Raw genomic sequence first — 14,331 nt, 5'->3', positions numbered from 1 at the left:
GTACGGCGGCGCGGCACGGCGGCGCGCATGACACGGAGGCGACACCGCGCTGTGGGGACCGGAGATTGCTGCGCCGGCGCCATTGAATAGCCGGGCGCGCTTAGGTATACGGGCCGTCACCCACGCGGGAGGCCTGACGGGACGAGCGCCCGACGGGCGCATTCCGATTCACATCGTGGCCGGACGCGGCCACAGAGACCAGAGGCATTCCATGTCGTCCACGTTCGAGACCGTCGCCAACATCATCGCCGAAACGTGCGACATCCCGCGCGAGAACATCACGCCGGAAAGCCACGCCATCGACGATCTCGGCATCGACAGCCTGGACTTCCTCGACATCGCCTTCGCCATCGACAAGGCGTTCGGCATCAAGCTGCCGCTGGAAAGCTGGACCCAGGAAGTCAACGAGGGCAAGGCGACCACCGAGCAGTATTTCGTGCTCAAGAACCTGTGCGCCCGCATCGACGAGCTGATCGCCGCCAAGTCCGCCTGAGCGGACTGGCACGGCATACGAGCAGGCGCAGGCAGGATATGCGGCTCGAATATTTCCAGATGGTCGACAAGGTGCTGGCTCTCGATCTCGAGGCCCGCACCCTTCGCACCGCCAATACCGTGCCGGACAAGAGCCCGATCTTCGAAGGGCACTTTCCGGGCCATCCGCTGCTACCGGGCGTGCTGCTGTTCGAGATCATGGCGCAGAGCTGCGGCATGCTGCTGCTGCGGCTGCACAATTACGACCGCATGGCGTTCCTCGCCTCGGTCGACAAGGGCAAGCTCCGCACCTTCGTCACCCCCGGCCAGGTCATCGAGGTGTTCGCCGAGATGGTGCATGACGGCTCGGGCTTCGCCCGGCTGAAGGCCGAGGGCCGGGTCGAGGGCAAGCTCGTGTGCAATGCCGAGGTGACGCTCAAGACCATGCCGTTCCCGGCGCCCGAGCTGCGCGGCTATCTCCTCGAAACCGCCGAGCGCATCGGCATGCCGATGGACGCTCCGGCCGAACTCGGCTCGTCCGCCCCGGCGAGCGCAGGAAACCTTACGCATGTCTAAGCGTCGTGACGTCTGGATCACCGGCATCGGGCTCGTCTCGTCGCTCGGTGAAGGGCTGGAGGCCCACTGGGCGGCGCTGAACGAGGGCAAGCCGGTGGTCGACGAGACGGGCTTCGCGCCCTATGTCGTCCACCCTCTTCCCAAGATCAATTTCGATACGCAGATCCCCAAGAAGGGCGACCAGCGGCAGATGGAGGCCTGGCAGCGCATCGGCACCTATGCCGCCGGGCTGGCGCTCGATTCCGCCGGCATCAAGGGCAACAAGGACATTCTCGGCAACACCGACATGGTGGTGGCGGCCGGCGGCGGCGAGCGCGACCAGTCGGTCGACGGCGCCATCCTCACCGAGATCGAGAAGCAGCCGAAGCCCGACGTTTTCCTGAACGAGCAGTTGCAGTCCAACCTGCGCCCGACGCTGTTCCTCGCCCAGCTGTCCAACCTGCTGGCCGGCAACATCTCCATCGTGCATGGCGTCACCGGCTCCTCCCGCACCTTCATGGGCGAGGAAAGCTCGGGCACCGATGCGGTGCGCATCGGCTTCTCGCGCATCGCCGCCGGCACCAGCGAGATCGCCCTGGTCGGCGGCGCCTATAATGCCGAGCGGCGCGACATGCTGCTGCTGTTCGCGCTGAAGCAGCTCGCCAAGAACGCCCCGTGGTCGCCGGTGCTCGCGAGCGCCAATGGCGTGCCCACCGGCTCGGCCGGCGCCTTCCTGGTGCTGGAATCGCCCGAGCACGCCACGGCGCGCGGCGCCAAGCCGATCGCCAAGCTTTCCGGCGTCTGGTCCGAGCGGGCGCGGCGCGGCGAGGACGGCGCCGTCGAGGCGACGCTGGCGACGATGATCGCCACCGCCCGCGGCGACACCGCCGAGGGTACCGCCATTCTTTCCGCCGCCTCGGGCGCGCCGGAGCCGACCAAGGCCGAGGCCCTGGTGCTGGGACGCGCCGGCCTGCCGGTGCGCTCGGTGACCGACCGGGTCGGCCACGGGCTGGAAGCGCAGATGCCGGTGGCGCTGGCGATCGCGGCGCTTGCCGTCTTGCAGGGCCGGCTGTTCCCGCCGCTTGCCGGCGAGGCACTGGAAAAGCCTTTCGATGCACCGCTGAAGCGTGTCATCGTCACCGGAGTGGGGCATTGGCGCGGGGAAGGCGTGGCGCTCGTGGAGCAAGTCGACTAGAGCCCGTTCCGCAGAGGAGAGGAACCTCTGCGATCCGAACGGACCTCGCCGACCAACTCTAAAGCGTTTTCTTATCGACCGGATGCAACCAGCTGATCGATAAGGGCTAAAACCGCACGTGGAGCGCAAGCTCCCGAGGAGCACATCATGGCGTCCTATACCGACAAGGCCGGTCGGCCGATCGTTGTCGTCACCGGCATGGGCCTGGTGACGTCGCTCGGCCAGGGCAAAGAGGACAACTGGGCCAAGCTGACCGCCGGCAAGTCCGGCATCCATCGCATCACGCGGTTCCCGCTCGATTCGATGCGCACCACCATCGCCGGCACGGTGGACTTCCTCTCCGAGAGCGGACGCACCGCGCCGGATCTTTCCGAGCAGCTGGCGCAGCTGGCGGCGGACGAAGCCATCGCCCAGTCGGGCATCGGCTCCAAGGGCAACTTCCCCGGCCCGCTGTTCTGCGCCGTGCCGCCGATCGAGATCGAATGGCCGCAGCGCCGCATCCTCGCCCAGGAAGCCTCGGCCAACGGCCCGGTGACCTATGACGACCTGCTGCGCGCCGCCGAGACCCACGAGCACGGCGCCTGGCACGAGCGCTTCCTCTACGGCTCGATAGCCGACCACCTCGCCGACCGCTTCGGCACCCGCGGCCAGCCGATCTCGCTCTCCACCGCCTGCGCCTCCGGCAACACCTCGATCCAGCTCGGCGTCGAGGCGATCCGCCGTGGCGATTGCGACGCGGCGCTGTCCATCGCCACCGACGGCTCGGTGACGGCGGAGGCGCTGATCCGCTTCTCGCTGCTCTCGGCGCTGTCGACCAATAACGAGGTGCCGGAAGCGGCGTCGCGTCCGTTCTCCAAGAACCGCGACGGCTTCATCATCGCCGAGGGCGCTGGCGCGCTGGTGCTGGAGAGCCTGGAACACGCGGTGGCGCGCGGCGCGAAGATCCTCGGCGTGGTCGAGGGCGTCGGCGAGATGGCCGACAGCTTCCACCGTACCCGCTCGTCGCCGGACGCCAAGCCGGTGATCGGCTGCATGCGCGCGGCGCTGGCCGACGCCGTGGTGAGCCCGGACGAGATCGACTACATCAACGCCCACGGCACCTCGACGCCGGAGAACGACCGCATGGAGTTCACCGGCATGAGCGCGGTGTTCGGCGAGCGGATCGGCACTATTCCACTGTCGTCCAACAAGTCGATGATCGGCCATACGCTGACCGCCGCCGGCGCCATCGAGGCGGTGGTGTCGCTGCTGACCATCCAGAACGGCCGTATCCCGCCGACCATCAATTACGAAACGCCGGACCCGGCCATCCCGCTCGATGTGGTGCCGAACGTCGCCCGCGACGCGCGAGTGAACCGGATCATGTCGAACTCCTTCGGCTTCGGCGGGCAGAATGTGTGCCTGATCCTTACGGGCGAGCCGGCGTGACGGGTGTCCTCCTAGCGCCGATGATTGTTCTCGCACCGCCTGCTCCCTCTCCCCGTGGGGGAGAGGGTCGGGGTGAGGGGTTTCGAGCACGTCATATCCTGTTGGCGGCCCTCCCCCCTCACCCGGCGCTGCGCGCCGACCTCTCCCGCGAAGTCGAATGTTTCCGACTTCGCTCGCCTGGCGCATCGAATGCGGCAACAGCCGCATTCGATGCGGGGAGAGGTGAAGGAAGCGCGACATGACGGCTCCCCGCATCCTCGTCACCGGCGGCGGGCGCGGCGTCGGCGCCGCCATCGTGCGGGCGCTGGCGCTCGGCGGCTTCGAGGTGGCCTTCACCATCCGCACCGCCATCGCCGAGGCCGAGGCGCTGATCGCCGCGATCAAGGCCGAGAAGCCGGATGCGGTGCTGGAGGCACGCCCGCTCGACCTCGCCGACCGTGGCGCGGTCGACGCCTTCGCCGCGCAGGTGGCGGAGGAGCCGCTGTTCGGCTTCGTCCACAATGCCGGCATGAGCTACGACACGCTCGCCGCCATGGTCGACCAGGACAAGGCCGAGCGGCTGATGCAGGTCAATTACTGGTCGTTCGTGAAGCTGGCCGGCGCGCTGATCCGCCCGATGTCGCGGGCGCGGGCCGGGCGCATCGTCGCCATCGGCTCGATCGCCGCCGACGTCGCCAATGCCGGCAACGCCATCTATGCCGGCTCGAAGGCGGCGCTGGGCGGCTATTGCCGTACGCTCGCCATCGAGGGCGCGCGGCGCGGGGTGACGGTGAACGTCGTCGCCCCCGGCTTCGTCGATACCGATATGCTGGCGCCCTACGCCGCCTACCGCGCCAATGTCGAGAAGCAGATCCCGGCCGGGCGTTTCGCCAAGCCGGAGGACGTCGCGTCGGTGGTGGCCTTCCTGCTCTCGCCCGGCGCGGGCTATGTCACCGGCGCGACGCTGCCGGTTGACGGCGGCCTCACGGCTGCTCTAGCCATCCAGCGCTGAATTTTACGATCTTCTGAAGGATGGGCCACGCCATGCGCGCGCTTCAACTCGTCTCCGACCGCCAGCTCGATCTCGTCGACCTCCCCGCCCCGGACGCCCCGGCGCCGGGCGAGGTGCAGGTCTCGATCAAGGCGCTGGCGCTCAACCATATCGACGTGTGGGGCTGGCGCGGCATGGCCTTCGCCAAGCGCAAGATGCCCCTCATCGTCGGCGCCGAGGCGGTGGGCGAGGTGACCGCCATCGGCGAGGGCGTCACCCGCTTCAAGCCGGGCGCGCGCGTCGCCATGTATGGCGCGCTCACCTGCGGCCAGTGCCGCATGTGCAAATCCGGCCGCGACAATCTGTGCGAAGAAGTCGCCGGCGTGATGGGCTTCCATGTCGACGGCTTCGCCCGCGACGCGCTGAACATCAAGGAGCGGCTCTGCGTGCCGATCCCCGACGGCATCGACTGGGTGGACGCCGCCACCGCGCCGGTCACCTTCTCCACCGTCGAGCACATGCTGTTCGACAATGCCAAGCTGGAGCCGGGCGAGACCATCCTCGTCCATGCCGCCGGCTCGGGCATCGGCACGGTGGCGATCCGCATGGCCAAGGAGATCGGCTGCACGGTGATCACCACCGCCGGCGACGACGAGAAATGCGCCAAGGCCGTCGCGCTCGGTGCCGACCACGTCATCAACTACAAGACCGACCGCTTCGAGCACGAGGTGCGCAAGATCACCAAGAAGAAGGGCGTCGACGTGGTGTTCGAGCATGTCGGCGCCGAGACCTGGAACGGCTCGCTGCTCTCCATGCGGCCCGGCGCGCGGCTGGTCACCTGCGGCTCGACCTCGGGCGTGTCGGTGAACATGAACCTGATGCAGCTGTTCCAGCGGCAATACCGCATCATCGGCTCGTTCGGCGCGCCTATCCGCGCCATCGCCGACGGGCTGACCCGCATGGCGCGCGGGGTAAAGCCGGTGATCGACAGCCAGTTCCCGCTGGAGGATTTCACCAAGGGGCTGGAGCGGCTGGAGACCCGCCGGGTGTTCGGCAAGGTCGTCATCACCTTCTGAACCGTCGGAGACACGGTTGGCGACCGACCTGTGAGCACTTCCCTGCCCTGGTACAAGCGGCTGCGCGACACCGTGCTCTCGGGCACGGTGTGGGCGCTGATCCGCATGCTGCGCGCGGTCAGCGCCGAGCGGGCGGCCGAGGCCGGCGCCTTCTGGGCCAGGCTGATCGGCCCGCGCACCTCCGTGCATCAGCGGGCGCTGCGTAATCTCACGCGTGCCTTCCCGGAGAAGAGCGCCGCCGAGCGCGAGGCGATCGCGCGCGGCATGTGGGACAATATGGGCCGCGTCGCCGGCGAGTTCGTGCATCTCGACCACATCTGGCAGTTCAACATGTGGGAACCGGCCAAGAGCCGGATCGAGGTATCGGGCGCGTCGCAGTTCATCGCCATGCGCATCGACGGCCGGCCGGCGCTGATCTTCACCGCCCATCTCGCCAATTGGGAGCTGCCGGCCATCGCCGCCGCCGCGCAGGGTCTGGACAGCGCGGTGCTGTTCCGGCCGCCGGACAACGACTTCCTCGCCGGGCTGCTGCTCAACCAGCGCGCCAAGGTGATGGGCAATCTGGTGGCCGCCTCGCATGTCGCGGTGTTCGAGCTCGCCACCGTGCTCGACCAGGGCAAGCATCTCGGCATCCTCGTCGATCAGGACCGGCGCGGCGGGCCTACGGTGGACTTCTTCGGCCATCCCTGCACCGCCAACCCGACCATCGCCCGGCTGGCGCGGCTCTATGAATGCCCGGTGCACGGGGTGCGGGTGATCCGCCTGCCCGGCGGACGCTTCCGCATCGCCTGCACGCCGCCGCTCGACCTGCCGCGCGACGCCAACGGCAAGATCGACGTCGACGCCTCGATGCAGGCGATCACCTCGGTGGTGGAAGGCTGGGTGCGCGAGCATCCCGAGCAGTGGACGTGGTTCTACCGCCGCTGGCGCGAAGCCTGAACGCGGCGCGGCGCGTGGAGCCGCGCCCTACCCTTCCGGCGCGTGGCAGCAGACGCACAGCTTGTTGCCGTCCGGATCGCGGACATAGGCGCCGTAATAATGCGGATGGTAGTGCGGGCGCAGACCTGGCGCGCCGGCATCGGTGCCGCCGCCGGCCAGCGCCAGCGCATGCCAGCGGTCGACCAGCGCCCGGTTCGCGGCGAGGAAGGCGATCATCTGGCCGTTGCCGGGGTCGTGCGCACCGTCGAACGGCCGGCCGACGAGGAAAAGCGGCCGGTCGGCATCCGGCGGCTTCCAGCCGGCCCACTGGTTCTGCGGCTCGGCGAATTTGAGATCGAGCCCGAGCAGCGCCATCAGCGGCGCATAGAAGGTCAGGGCGCGCTCATAATCGCTCACGCCGACACGCATATGCGAGAACATCGCCCCTCCCCCTGGCTTCTGGCCGGGGCCACGCACCGAACCTAGACAGCTTGTAGCGGACTACCTGCAACTTCGCCATGGCGGAGGGTGGCGATCTCCGCCATCAGCACGCCGTCGGAGGCACGGCGCAGCACCGAGGCGACCCGCGCCTCGCCTGCCGACGCGGGCAGCAGACGGGTGGCGACATCGATGCGGTCGCCGGCATCGAGATTGGCGTGGAAGCACACCGTCCGCTCGCGCACCGGCACGGCCGCTGCCGCCTTCCACCGCGTGGCGTGCAGCGCACGCTCGGCAATGGCGACATAGGCCGGAAAATACAGGAAGCCGGCGCCGTTGAAATCCTCCGGCGGACAGGGCGTGAAGCTGAACGCCTCCGCTTGCTCCGGCGCCTCGGCGAGCGACGGCACCTCCGGCTGGAGCTGCCCCCAATAGGGCAGCTCGGTGAGACCGGGCACCTCGACCCGGCAGACGCGCCGGTTCGAGCCGCCGTCGCGGCGGATGAAGGCCGAGACCAGCGTGACCAGCCCGGCAGCCTCGCCGCCGATCTCCAGAGCGTGCTGGCTGATCAGCTGGGTCCGCGTCAGCCGCCACAGCCAGGAGCGGATGACCAGCCCGTCATCCTCGCGCGCCAGATCGAGGCGGGCCGCCTCCAGCCGGAGCTGCCGGAAGGCGGCATAGACGCGGTTGCCCTCCCAATCCTCCACCGCCGAAGCGGGACGGCCGATGCGGGCGGCGAGCAGCTGCCAGTGCACGTCGCCGAGCTGCTTCAGCAGCCAGCTCTCCGACAGTCCCTGCGGCACCAGATGCGGCATGCCGAGCCGCACCACCGTCTCCCAGGCCGGTTCCATGACGAGGCGATGCGAGGGGGCGACGAGGCTCATGGCGCTACCCCGCCTGTGCCAGCAGCTGCCGCGGCGCGGCGACGGCGGCGGTGAAATGCTCGACTATATGCTCGGCATCGGCGGCGACGCCGAGGAAGCGGCCGGAGCCCCAGGTCCACAGCCAGGGCAGGCCGAGCACATAGAGCCCCGGCACCGCGGTGACGCCGCGCCGCTGCACCGGGTAGCCGGTGCCGTCGAAGATCGGCAGGCCGACGAAGGACCAGTCCGGCCGGAAGCCGGTGGCCCAGATCACGCTGGTGATCCCGGCCGCCGCGAGATCGAGCTCGGCCGGCTCCTCCGCCGGCTCCCATAGCGGGACATACACCGAGGCCGGCGGCGCCTCGATGCCCTTGTCGGCGATGTGGCGGTCGATCAGCGCGTTGATGCCGTTATAGACCTTGTCGGCGGCGTCGAGATTGGCCTTGAGGTCGGCGGCGAACCGCATCCGCCCGCCGGAGACGCCCTGCACCCGGCCATAGAGCGCCATGCCCTCCAGCGCGAAGCGGCGCAGATCGATGTCGCGGCCGCCCTCGCGGCCGGTGAGGTAGTGGTTGGTGTCGTGGCGCTTCTTACCCATGCCGTCATCGGCGATGGTGATGTTGTACTGGCCGATGTCCCACAGCCAGTCCACGACGTCGCGGCCGCGATAGAAGCGGGCGCAGCGCGGCGCGTTGCCGGTGGCGAGATGCACCTTGCGGCCGGCAAGGTGCAGATCCTCGGCGATCTGCGCGCCGGACTGGCCGGAGCCGACCACCATCACCGCGCCCGGCGGCAGCGCCTCGGCACTGCGGTAATCAACGGTATGCAGCTGGAGAATGTCGTCCGGCAGCCGCTCGGCGGCGCGGGGAATGGAGGGCGTGCCATAGAGGCTGGTGGCGAGGATCACCGCATCGGCGGTGAAGCTGCCGGCCGAGGTCTCGACGCGAAAGCCGGCCTCGTGCCGCTCCACCGCGGTGACGGCGGTGTGTTCGAGGAGCGGCGGCTTCACCTTGGCCTTGAAGCGGTCGAGATAGGCGAGGATCTCGTGCTTCACCATGAAGCCGTTGGGATCGTCGCCGTCATAGGGATGGCCGGGCAGCTGGCACTGCCAGTTGGGGGTGACGAGGCAGAAGGCATCCCAGCGCTCGTCGCGCCATTTGTGCATGGCGGTCTTCTTCTCGATGACGAGATGATCGATGCCGGCGCGGGACAGATGGAAGCTGGCGGACAGGCCGGCCTGGCCGCCGCCGACGACGATGGCGCCGTAATGGCCGCCATTCTGCACGGTGCGGGAAGTCATCGGGCGGATCCTTCGGGAAGGAGGAAGCGGAGGCAGGCGACTTGCGCCTGCGGCTGATCGGCGAAGGCGGCGGCACGGCTCTCCAGCCGTGCCAGCTGGCCGAGCGCCAGCGAGCAGGGATGGCCGTATCGGGCGGCCACCCGATCGGAGGCGATGGTGAGCGCGGTGCGGGCGCGGGCGATGAATTCGGCCAGCGGATAGACCTCGCCCTCCTCGAAATGGTCGCGGATGACCAGCGAGGGCGAGTAGCACTCCTCTGCCGAGCCATCGGGCCAGGCGATGCGGAACCTCATCTCAGGCATGGAGCGATCTCCGGGCTATCTCCGCGAGGCGGGTGTAGAGGGGAAGGTGCGCGCGGGCGACGCGCATCCAGTCGTGGCGGGCGGCGACGCCCAGCCCGCGCGGGGCGAAGGCGTCGCGGACGCCCGGCCGCAGCGCCAGCGCCATGGCATCGGCGATCGAGGCCGGGCGAAGCGGGTCGCACCAGATCGCCTCGTCCGCGGCGAGATATTCGGTGAAGGGCGCGATATGCGAGACGATGACCGGCACGCCGCAGGCCATCGCCTCCAGCACGCACAGGCCGAAGCCCTCCTTCACCGAGGCGAACACCAAGGCGTCGGAGAGCCGGTAAAGCCGGGCCATGTCGGCATCGGCGAGCGGCCCGGTGACGTGGACGCCGTGCGCCCCATGGAGCGCCAGCATGGCGCGGAACTCCTCCCGATAGGCGCCGTGATCGAGCAGCGAGGCGCCGCCGGCGACGATGAGCTCGGCATCCGGCCGCAGGGCGCGCAATTGCAGGAAGGCATCGAGGATGCGCAGCGTGTTCTTGCGGGCCTCGATGCCGCCGACCGCGAGGAAGACCGGGCCGGCACCGAGGCCGAGCCGGGCGCGCAACGCGCCCTCCCCGCCATCCGGCTGCGGGCGGAAGCAGGCGCTGTCGACGCCGTTGCCGGAGAGATCGGCGGCAAGCCCATAGACCTCGGCGAGATGCGCCTGCCACAGGCGGCTCACCGTGAGCCAGCCATCGGCGGCGCGGATGGCGCGCTCCTGCAGGGCAGCGAGGCGCGGATCGGCGAAGGCATCGATATGGTGCACGGTGCGGACGAAGCCGGGAATGCGGCCGCGCGCCTTCAGCGTCGCCAGCGCATTGCCGGAGATGCCGTCATGGGCGTGATAGAGGTCGAACCCGTCCGTTCCCGCCGCCTCGAAATGGGCGACGTAATCGGCGATGCGCTGCTCGACCATCGCGGTCATCCCCACGGGCGCCGGACCGACCTCGAAGGCCACCGCCTCGCAGCGCGGCCGGCGGAAGAAGCCGGTGCCCTTGGCATCGGGGGCGTGCAGCACCGGCCGATGGCCGAGGTCGGCCAGCGCCTCGCACAGCTGCATCGCATGCACGACGCCGCCGCGCGGATTGGTGGAGTGAGACAGCACGGCGATGCGCAGGGAGGCCGCCATCACGCCATCTCCTCCTGCACGGCGCCGAGTCCCATCAGCCGCTCGGCGGCATGGTCGCGGATGAGGGCGCGCTGCGCGCCGCTCGCCACGCGCACCATATGGCCGGCCGTCACCATGCCGATGGCGGCCGCCGAAATCGCCCGCCCCGCGATCAGGGTGAGGATCGCCTCGACGTCTGCCGGCGCCGCCGTGAGCAGGAAGCCGAAGCTCGGGAAGCTCCTGAGCCAGCGCGACAGTTCGACGCCGGCCGGCAGCGGGATGGCGTCGAGGTCGATGTCGATGCCGACGCCGGAGCATTCCGCCAGCATCACCGCCGTACCGACGAGGCCGGCCTGGCTGATGTCCTTGGCCGCGCGGCTGAGCCCGCGCTCGGCGATCTCCGGCAGCAGCGCGAGGTCGCCGCGCAGCCGCTCGGGAGGCGCGGAGAGCGCCGCCTGCCAGTTGTCGAACGGCTCGCGATATTGGCCGCGCAGGTCGATGGCGGCGATCAGCACCTCGCCGGGGCGGGCGTCGAAGCTGGTCAGCAGCCGCTCGCCGGCCCGCCCCAGCACCGCCACCGCCAGCTGCCCCTGCGCGCTGTGCAGGTTGGAATGGCCGCCGACGATCGGCACGCCATAGGCGTGGGAGGCCGCCCGCATGCCGTCCAGCACCGCCGCCGCGCCCTCCGCATCCTTCGCCCACACCGCGTCGACCACGGCGAGCGGGCGCCCGCCCATGGCGGCGATGTCGGAGAGGTTCACCATCACCCCGCACCAGCCGGCGAACCACGGATCGGCGGCGACGAAGCCGTTGATGAAGCCCTCAATGGCGAAGAGCAGGTGCCCGTCGCCGTCCGGAATCGCCGCGCAGTCGTCGCCGACCGGCACGTTGTTGGGGCTTTGGGCGCCGGCAAGCCCGAGCCGCGCGGCGACCTCGCCGATCTCGGCCTTGGCCTTCAGCCCGGCATTGGCACGCAGCTCGTCGACGAGGGCGGCGAAGGTGGCGGTGTCCATGTCACGCCGCCTTTCGTGGCAGGGCGGTGAAGCCCCATTCCGGCGAGAAACAGGGCGGGTAATGGTTGAGGTCCGCCTGCATGCGGAAATGCCGGCGGCCATGCAGCTCGACCTCCTCGACGATGCGCCAGTGCAGCCGGCGGAACAGCACCGCGTTCTGCTCCTGCACATGGGCGAGGAAGGTGGTGCAGCCCATGGCATGGGCGGAGGAGACGGCGAGCCTGATCAGCGTCGCGCCGAGCGCGCCGATGCGGCGATAGTCGGCCTCCACCGCCAGCCGCGAGCCCCACCACAGGCCGGGCGCCTCCTCATGGATGCGCACGGTACCGACCACCCGGTCGGCCGCCACGCCGAGCATGGCGAGCGCCACGATGGGAACGGCATAGTCGTCCACCGCGTCGCGGTCATCGCCCCTGAACAGGGCCTGTTCCTCGCAGAACACCGCCCGGCGCAGCGCATGGGCGCCCTCGCGCTCCCAGCGCGAGGCGGCGAACTTCACCTGATAGGCGCTGGAGACGAAAGGCTGCGGAACCGGGGTGCCACCGTCGATGATCATGGCGCCAGCCTCCGCTCATAGGTGGCGAGCGCCGAGCAGGCGCCGCAGCGGCCGCAGCCGGCCTTGATATCGGTGGATTTCAGCCCGCCCTCGACCAGCATCTTCGACAATGGCGCCAGGATGGCGTTCATGAACGCCGAGGACGGCGTCGGGTGGCTCTCCAGAGGCGTGCCGGAAATCGGCACGAAGGGCACCACGAACGGATAGACCCCGAGCGCGATCAGCTTCTCGCTTATGGCGAGGATGGCTTCCGGCGTGTCGCCGAGCCCGGCGAGGATATAGGTCGACACCTGCCCGCGGCCGAACACCGGCACCGCCGCCGCGAAGGCTTCCATATATCTCTCGACCGACACCTGCGCCTTGCCGGGCATGATGCGCTGGCGCACCCCCTCGGTGACGGCTTCCAGATGCATGCCGAGCGCGTCGGCGCCGGCGTCCTTCAGCCGCGCGAACCAGCCGAAATCCTCCGGCGGCTCGCTCTGCACCTGCACCGGCAGATCGACCGCCGCCTTCACCGCCCGCACGCTCTCGGCGAGGATGGCGCAGCCGCGGTCGTCGCCCTTCGGCGTGCCGGTGGTCATCACCATATGCTTGACGCCGTCAAGCGCGACGGCGGCCTTCGCAACCTCGGCGAGCTGCGCCGGCGTCTTGTGGGCGATGGTGCGCCCGGCCGCCAGCGACTGGCCGATGGAGCAGAACTGGCAGGTCTTGGTGCGGCTCTGGTAGCGGATGCAGGTCTGCAAGACCGTCGTCGCCAGCACGTCGCGCCCGTGCAGCACGGCGATCTTGCTGTAGGGGATGCCGTCGGCCGTGGTGAGATCGTAGAAGCGCGGCCGCGCCGGGAAGCTCACCTCGCCGACCTTGCGGCCGTCGCGGATGATCTGGCTGCGGCCGGCAGCGTCCGGCTTCTCGACCACATAGGGGCTGTCGAAGGCCGGCGCGGTGTGGACCGGCACCATCACCGTCATGCCGTCGAGCGTCAGCGCCTTGTGATCGGAGGGGCCCGCCCCGCCGCGCCGGCTCTCCACTCCCGCCCGCGGGTCAGACAGCCGCGCGCCGAAGGATTGCAGCTCGCTGATCAGCAGCTCGGTCGGAAGATTCGTCGAAGTCACGCTGGGCAAAGAGCTCGGATCGTCCATCGGAGAGGCTCCCGGCTTCGGGTTGCGAGGGGAAGGCGCCATCGAGGTGCAGCGGCTGGGCGGGGCGGGGATCGAGCACGAGATGCAGGAGCTCCGGCCGCGCGTAGTGGCCGACCGAATCCATCATCCGCTTGCGCTTGGTGATCAGGCCGAGATCGAGATCGGCGACGAGGAGGCCCTCGCCCTGCGTCAGCGGCGGCACCACATGCCGGCCCTCCGGCCCGACGATGGCGGTCATGCAGCCGCCGCGCAGCGCGTTCTGCAGGCCTGGCTCGGGAGTGACCGAGGCGATCTGCTCCTCGGTGAGCCAGCCGGTGGAATTGACCACGAAGCAGCCCGATTCCAGCGCGTGGTGGCGGATCGTCACCTCGATCTGCTCGGCGAAGATCGGGCCTACCAGCGAGCCGGGGAACTGCGCGACGTGGATCTCCTCGTGCTGCGCCATCAGCGCGTAGCGGGCGAGCGGGTTGTAGTGCTCCCAGCAGGCCAGCGCCCCGACCCGGCCGGCGGCGGTGTCCACCACTTTCAACCCGGCGCCGTCGCCCTGCCCCCAGATCATCCGCTCATGGAAGGTGGGGGTGAGCTTGCGGCGCTTGAGCTTGAGCGTGCCGTCGGCGTCGAACACCAGCTGGGTGTTGTAGAGCGAGCCATGGTCGCGCTCGTTGATGCCGAGCACGATCACCATGGAATGGCGGCGGGCGGCGGCGGCCACCGCCTCGGTCTCGGCGGAGGGCACCGCCACCGCCTGGTCGTAGAGCCGCAGATGCTCGCGGCCGGAGAGCACCGGCGGCAGCACGAAGGAGAAATACGGGTACCAGGGAACGAAGGTCTCCGGGAACACCAGGAGCTTCACTCCCTTGCCCGCCGCTTCCGCGACGGCGTTCAGCACCTTCTCCATGGTGCCTGCGCGGGAGGTCAGGTCCGGCGCGATCTGCACCGCCGCGGCGCGTATGGTCTGGCTGTCGGTCATCG

General features: G+C 69.6%; 16 protein-coding genes. 7 read left to right on the top strand and 9 right to left on the bottom strand.

Annotated elements, in window-relative coordinates; genetic code table 11:
- Nucleotides 1–211 precede the first annotated feature (211 nt).
- From J2X65_RS17965 to J2X65_RS17935, 7 genes are all read left to right on the top strand, one after another.
- Nucleotides 212–493, top strand: coding sequence for an acyl carrier protein (locus tag J2X65_RS17965; protein ID WP_213360002.1), 282 nt, complete (start codon nucleotides 212–214; stop codon nucleotides 491–493).
- Nucleotides 494–531: 38 nt separating this feature from the next.
- Complete coding sequence (locus tag J2X65_RS17960) at nucleotides 532–1,047, top strand: 3-hydroxyacyl-ACP dehydratase FabZ family protein (RefSeq protein ID WP_310203588.1); 516 nt, start codon at nucleotides 532–534, stop codon at nucleotides 1,045–1,047.
- Nucleotides 1,040–2,221, top strand: coding sequence for a beta-ketoacyl-ACP synthase (locus J2X65_RS17955; RefSeq protein WP_310203585.1), 1,182 nt, complete (start codon nucleotides 1,040–1,042; stop codon nucleotides 2,219–2,221). Before J2X65_RS17960 ends, J2X65_RS17955 begins: the two co-directional genes overlap by 8 nt.
- A gap of 147 nt (nucleotides 2,222–2,368) precedes the next feature.
- Nucleotides 2,369–3,649, top strand: coding sequence for a beta-ketoacyl-ACP synthase (locus J2X65_RS17950; RefSeq protein WP_310203582.1), 1,281 nt, complete (start codon nucleotides 2,369–2,371; stop codon nucleotides 3,647–3,649).
- A gap of 238 nt (nucleotides 3,650–3,887) precedes the next feature.
- On the top strand, nucleotides 3,888–4,640 hold the full coding sequence (locus J2X65_RS17945; protein ID WP_310203579.1) for an SDR family oxidoreductase: 753 nt from the start codon (nucleotides 3,888–3,890) through the stop codon (nucleotides 4,638–4,640).
- 32 nt (nucleotides 4,641–4,672) lie between these two features.
- Complete coding sequence (locus J2X65_RS17940; RefSeq protein WP_310203577.1) at nucleotides 4,673–5,695, top strand: zinc-binding dehydrogenase; 1,023 nt, start codon at nucleotides 4,673–4,675, stop codon at nucleotides 5,693–5,695.
- 30 nt (nucleotides 5,696–5,725) lie between these two features.
- On the top strand, nucleotides 5,726–6,634 hold the full coding sequence (locus J2X65_RS17935) for a lipid A biosynthesis lauroyl acyltransferase (protein WP_310203574.1): 909 nt from the start codon (nucleotides 5,726–5,728) through the stop codon (nucleotides 6,632–6,634).
- A 27-nt stretch (nucleotides 6,635–6,661) separates the two neighbouring features.
- Here the strand turns inward: J2X65_RS17935 and J2X65_RS17930 are convergent, their stop codons facing one another.
- The 9 genes from J2X65_RS17930 to J2X65_RS17890 are packed head-to-tail and all read right to left on the bottom strand — an operon-like array spanning nucleotide 6,662 to nucleotide 14,329.
- Nucleotides 6,662–7,054 carry a VOC family protein gene (locus J2X65_RS17930; RefSeq protein WP_310203572.1) on the bottom strand — a complete coding sequence of 131 codons (393 nt, stop codon included), beginning with the start codon at nucleotides 7,052–7,054 and terminating at the stop codon, nucleotides 6,662–6,664.
- 41 nt (nucleotides 7,055–7,095) lie between these two features.
- Nucleotides 7,096–7,935 (bottom strand): Pnap_2097 family protein, encoded by an 840-nt coding sequence (locus J2X65_RS17925; RefSeq protein WP_310203570.1) that lies wholly within the window; start codon nucleotides 7,933–7,935, stop codon nucleotides 7,096–7,098.
- 4 nt (nucleotides 7,936–7,939) lie between these two features.
- A complete protein-coding gene (locus tag J2X65_RS17920) occupies nucleotides 7,940–9,214 on the bottom strand; it encodes an MSMEG_0569 family flavin-dependent oxidoreductase (protein WP_310203567.1) in 1,275 nt (424 codons plus the stop codon).
- Nucleotides 9,211–9,516 (bottom strand): MSMEG_0570 family nitrogen starvation response protein, encoded by a 306-nt coding sequence (locus J2X65_RS17915; RefSeq protein WP_310203564.1) that lies wholly within the window; start codon nucleotides 9,514–9,516, stop codon nucleotides 9,211–9,213. The genes J2X65_RS17920 and J2X65_RS17915 overlap by 4 nt, the downstream gene beginning before the upstream one ends.
- On the bottom strand, nucleotides 9,509–10,672 hold the full coding sequence (locus tag J2X65_RS17910; protein ID WP_310203561.1) for an MSMEG_0565 family glycosyltransferase: 1,164 nt from the start codon (nucleotides 10,670–10,672) through the stop codon (nucleotides 9,509–9,511). The genes J2X65_RS17915 and J2X65_RS17910 overlap by 8 nt, the downstream gene beginning before the upstream one ends.
- Nucleotides 10,672–11,664, bottom strand: a complete 993-nt coding sequence (locus J2X65_RS17905; RefSeq protein ID WP_310203558.1) for a sll0787 family AIR synthase-like protein — start codon at nucleotides 11,662–11,664, stop codon at nucleotides 10,672–10,674. The genes J2X65_RS17910 and J2X65_RS17905 overlap by 1 nt, the downstream gene beginning before the upstream one ends.
- A gap of 1 nt (nucleotide 11,665) precedes the next feature.
- The gene (locus J2X65_RS17900) at nucleotides 11,666–12,220 is read right to left on the bottom strand and encodes an MSMEG_0567/Sll0786 family nitrogen starvation N-acetyltransferase (RefSeq protein ID WP_310203555.1); all 555 of its coding nucleotides are present in this window, start codon (nucleotides 12,218–12,220) and stop codon (nucleotides 11,666–11,668) included.
- Nucleotides 12,217–13,359, bottom strand: coding sequence for an MSMEG_0568 family radical SAM protein (locus tag J2X65_RS17895; RefSeq protein WP_404977744.1), 1,143 nt, complete (start codon nucleotides 13,357–13,359; stop codon nucleotides 12,217–12,219). Before J2X65_RS17895 ends, J2X65_RS17900 begins: the two co-directional genes overlap by 4 nt.
- Nucleotides 13,262–14,329, bottom strand: a complete 1,068-nt coding sequence (locus tag J2X65_RS17890) for a Nit6803 family nitrilase (protein WP_310203553.1) — start codon at nucleotides 14,327–14,329, stop codon at nucleotides 13,262–13,264. Before J2X65_RS17890 ends, J2X65_RS17895 begins: the two co-directional genes overlap by 98 nt.
- Nucleotides 14,330–14,331 lie beyond the last annotated feature (2 nt).

Source organism: Ancylobacter sp. 3268 (assembly GCF_031456575.1).
Lineage (GTDB): Bacteria > Pseudomonadota > Alphaproteobacteria > Rhizobiales > Xanthobacteraceae > Ancylobacter.
This window is presented reverse-complemented; position numbering and strand designations above follow the sequence as displayed.

Excerpts from the sequence above, each read along its gene's own strand:
- J2X65_RS17965 (WP_213360002.1), top strand. The coding sequence starts at position 212 with ATGTCGTCCACGTTCGAGACCGTCGCCAACATCATCGCCGAAACGTGC.
- J2X65_RS17960 (WP_310203588.1), top strand. The coding sequence starts at position 532 with ATGCGGCTCGAATATTTCCAGATGGTCGACAAGGTGCTGGCTCTCGAT.
- J2X65_RS17955 (WP_310203585.1), top strand. The coding sequence starts at position 1,040 with ATGTCTAAGCGTCGTGACGTCTGGATCACCGGCATCGGGCTCGTCTCG.
- J2X65_RS17950 (WP_310203582.1), top strand. The coding sequence starts at position 2,369 with ATGGCGTCCTATACCGACAAGGCCGGTCGGCCGATCGTTGTCGTCACC.
- J2X65_RS17945 (WP_310203579.1), top strand. The coding sequence starts at position 3,888 with ATGACGGCTCCCCGCATCCTCGTCACCGGCGGCGGGCGCGGCGTCGGC.
- J2X65_RS17940 (WP_310203577.1), top strand. The coding sequence starts at position 4,673 with ATGCGCGCGCTTCAACTCGTCTCCGACCGCCAGCTCGATCTCGTCGAC.
- J2X65_RS17930 (WP_310203572.1), bottom strand. The coding sequence starts at position 7,054 with ATGTTCTCGCATATGCGTGTCGGCGTGAGCGATTATGAGCGCGCCCTG.
- J2X65_RS17925 (WP_310203570.1), bottom strand. The coding sequence starts at position 7,935 with ATGAGCCTCGTCGCCCCCTCGCATCGCCTCGTCATGGAACCGGCCTGG.
- J2X65_RS17920 (WP_310203567.1), bottom strand. The coding sequence starts at position 9,214 with ATGACTTCCCGCACCGTGCAGAATGGCGGCCATTACGGCGCCATCGTC.
- J2X65_RS17915 (WP_310203564.1), bottom strand. The coding sequence starts at position 9,516 with ATGCCTGAGATGAGGTTCCGCATCGCCTGGCCCGATGGCTCGGCAGAG.
- J2X65_RS17910 (WP_310203561.1), bottom strand. The coding sequence starts at position 10,672 with ATGGCGGCCTCCCTGCGCATCGCCGTGCTGTCTCACTCCACCAATCCG.
- J2X65_RS17905 (WP_310203558.1), bottom strand. The coding sequence starts at position 11,664 with ATGGACACCGCCACCTTCGCCGCCCTCGTCGACGAGCTGCGTGCCAAT.
- J2X65_RS17900 (WP_310203555.1), bottom strand. The coding sequence starts at position 12,220 with ATGATCATCGACGGTGGCACCCCGGTTCCGCAGCCTTTCGTCTCCAGC.
- J2X65_RS17895 (WP_404977744.1), bottom strand. The coding sequence starts at position 13,359 with ATGGACGATCCGAGCTCTTTGCCCAGCGTGACTTCGACGAATCTTCCG.
- J2X65_RS17890 (WP_310203553.1), bottom strand. The coding sequence starts at position 14,329 with ATGACCGACAGCCAGACCATACGCGCCGCGGCGGTGCAGATCGCGCCG.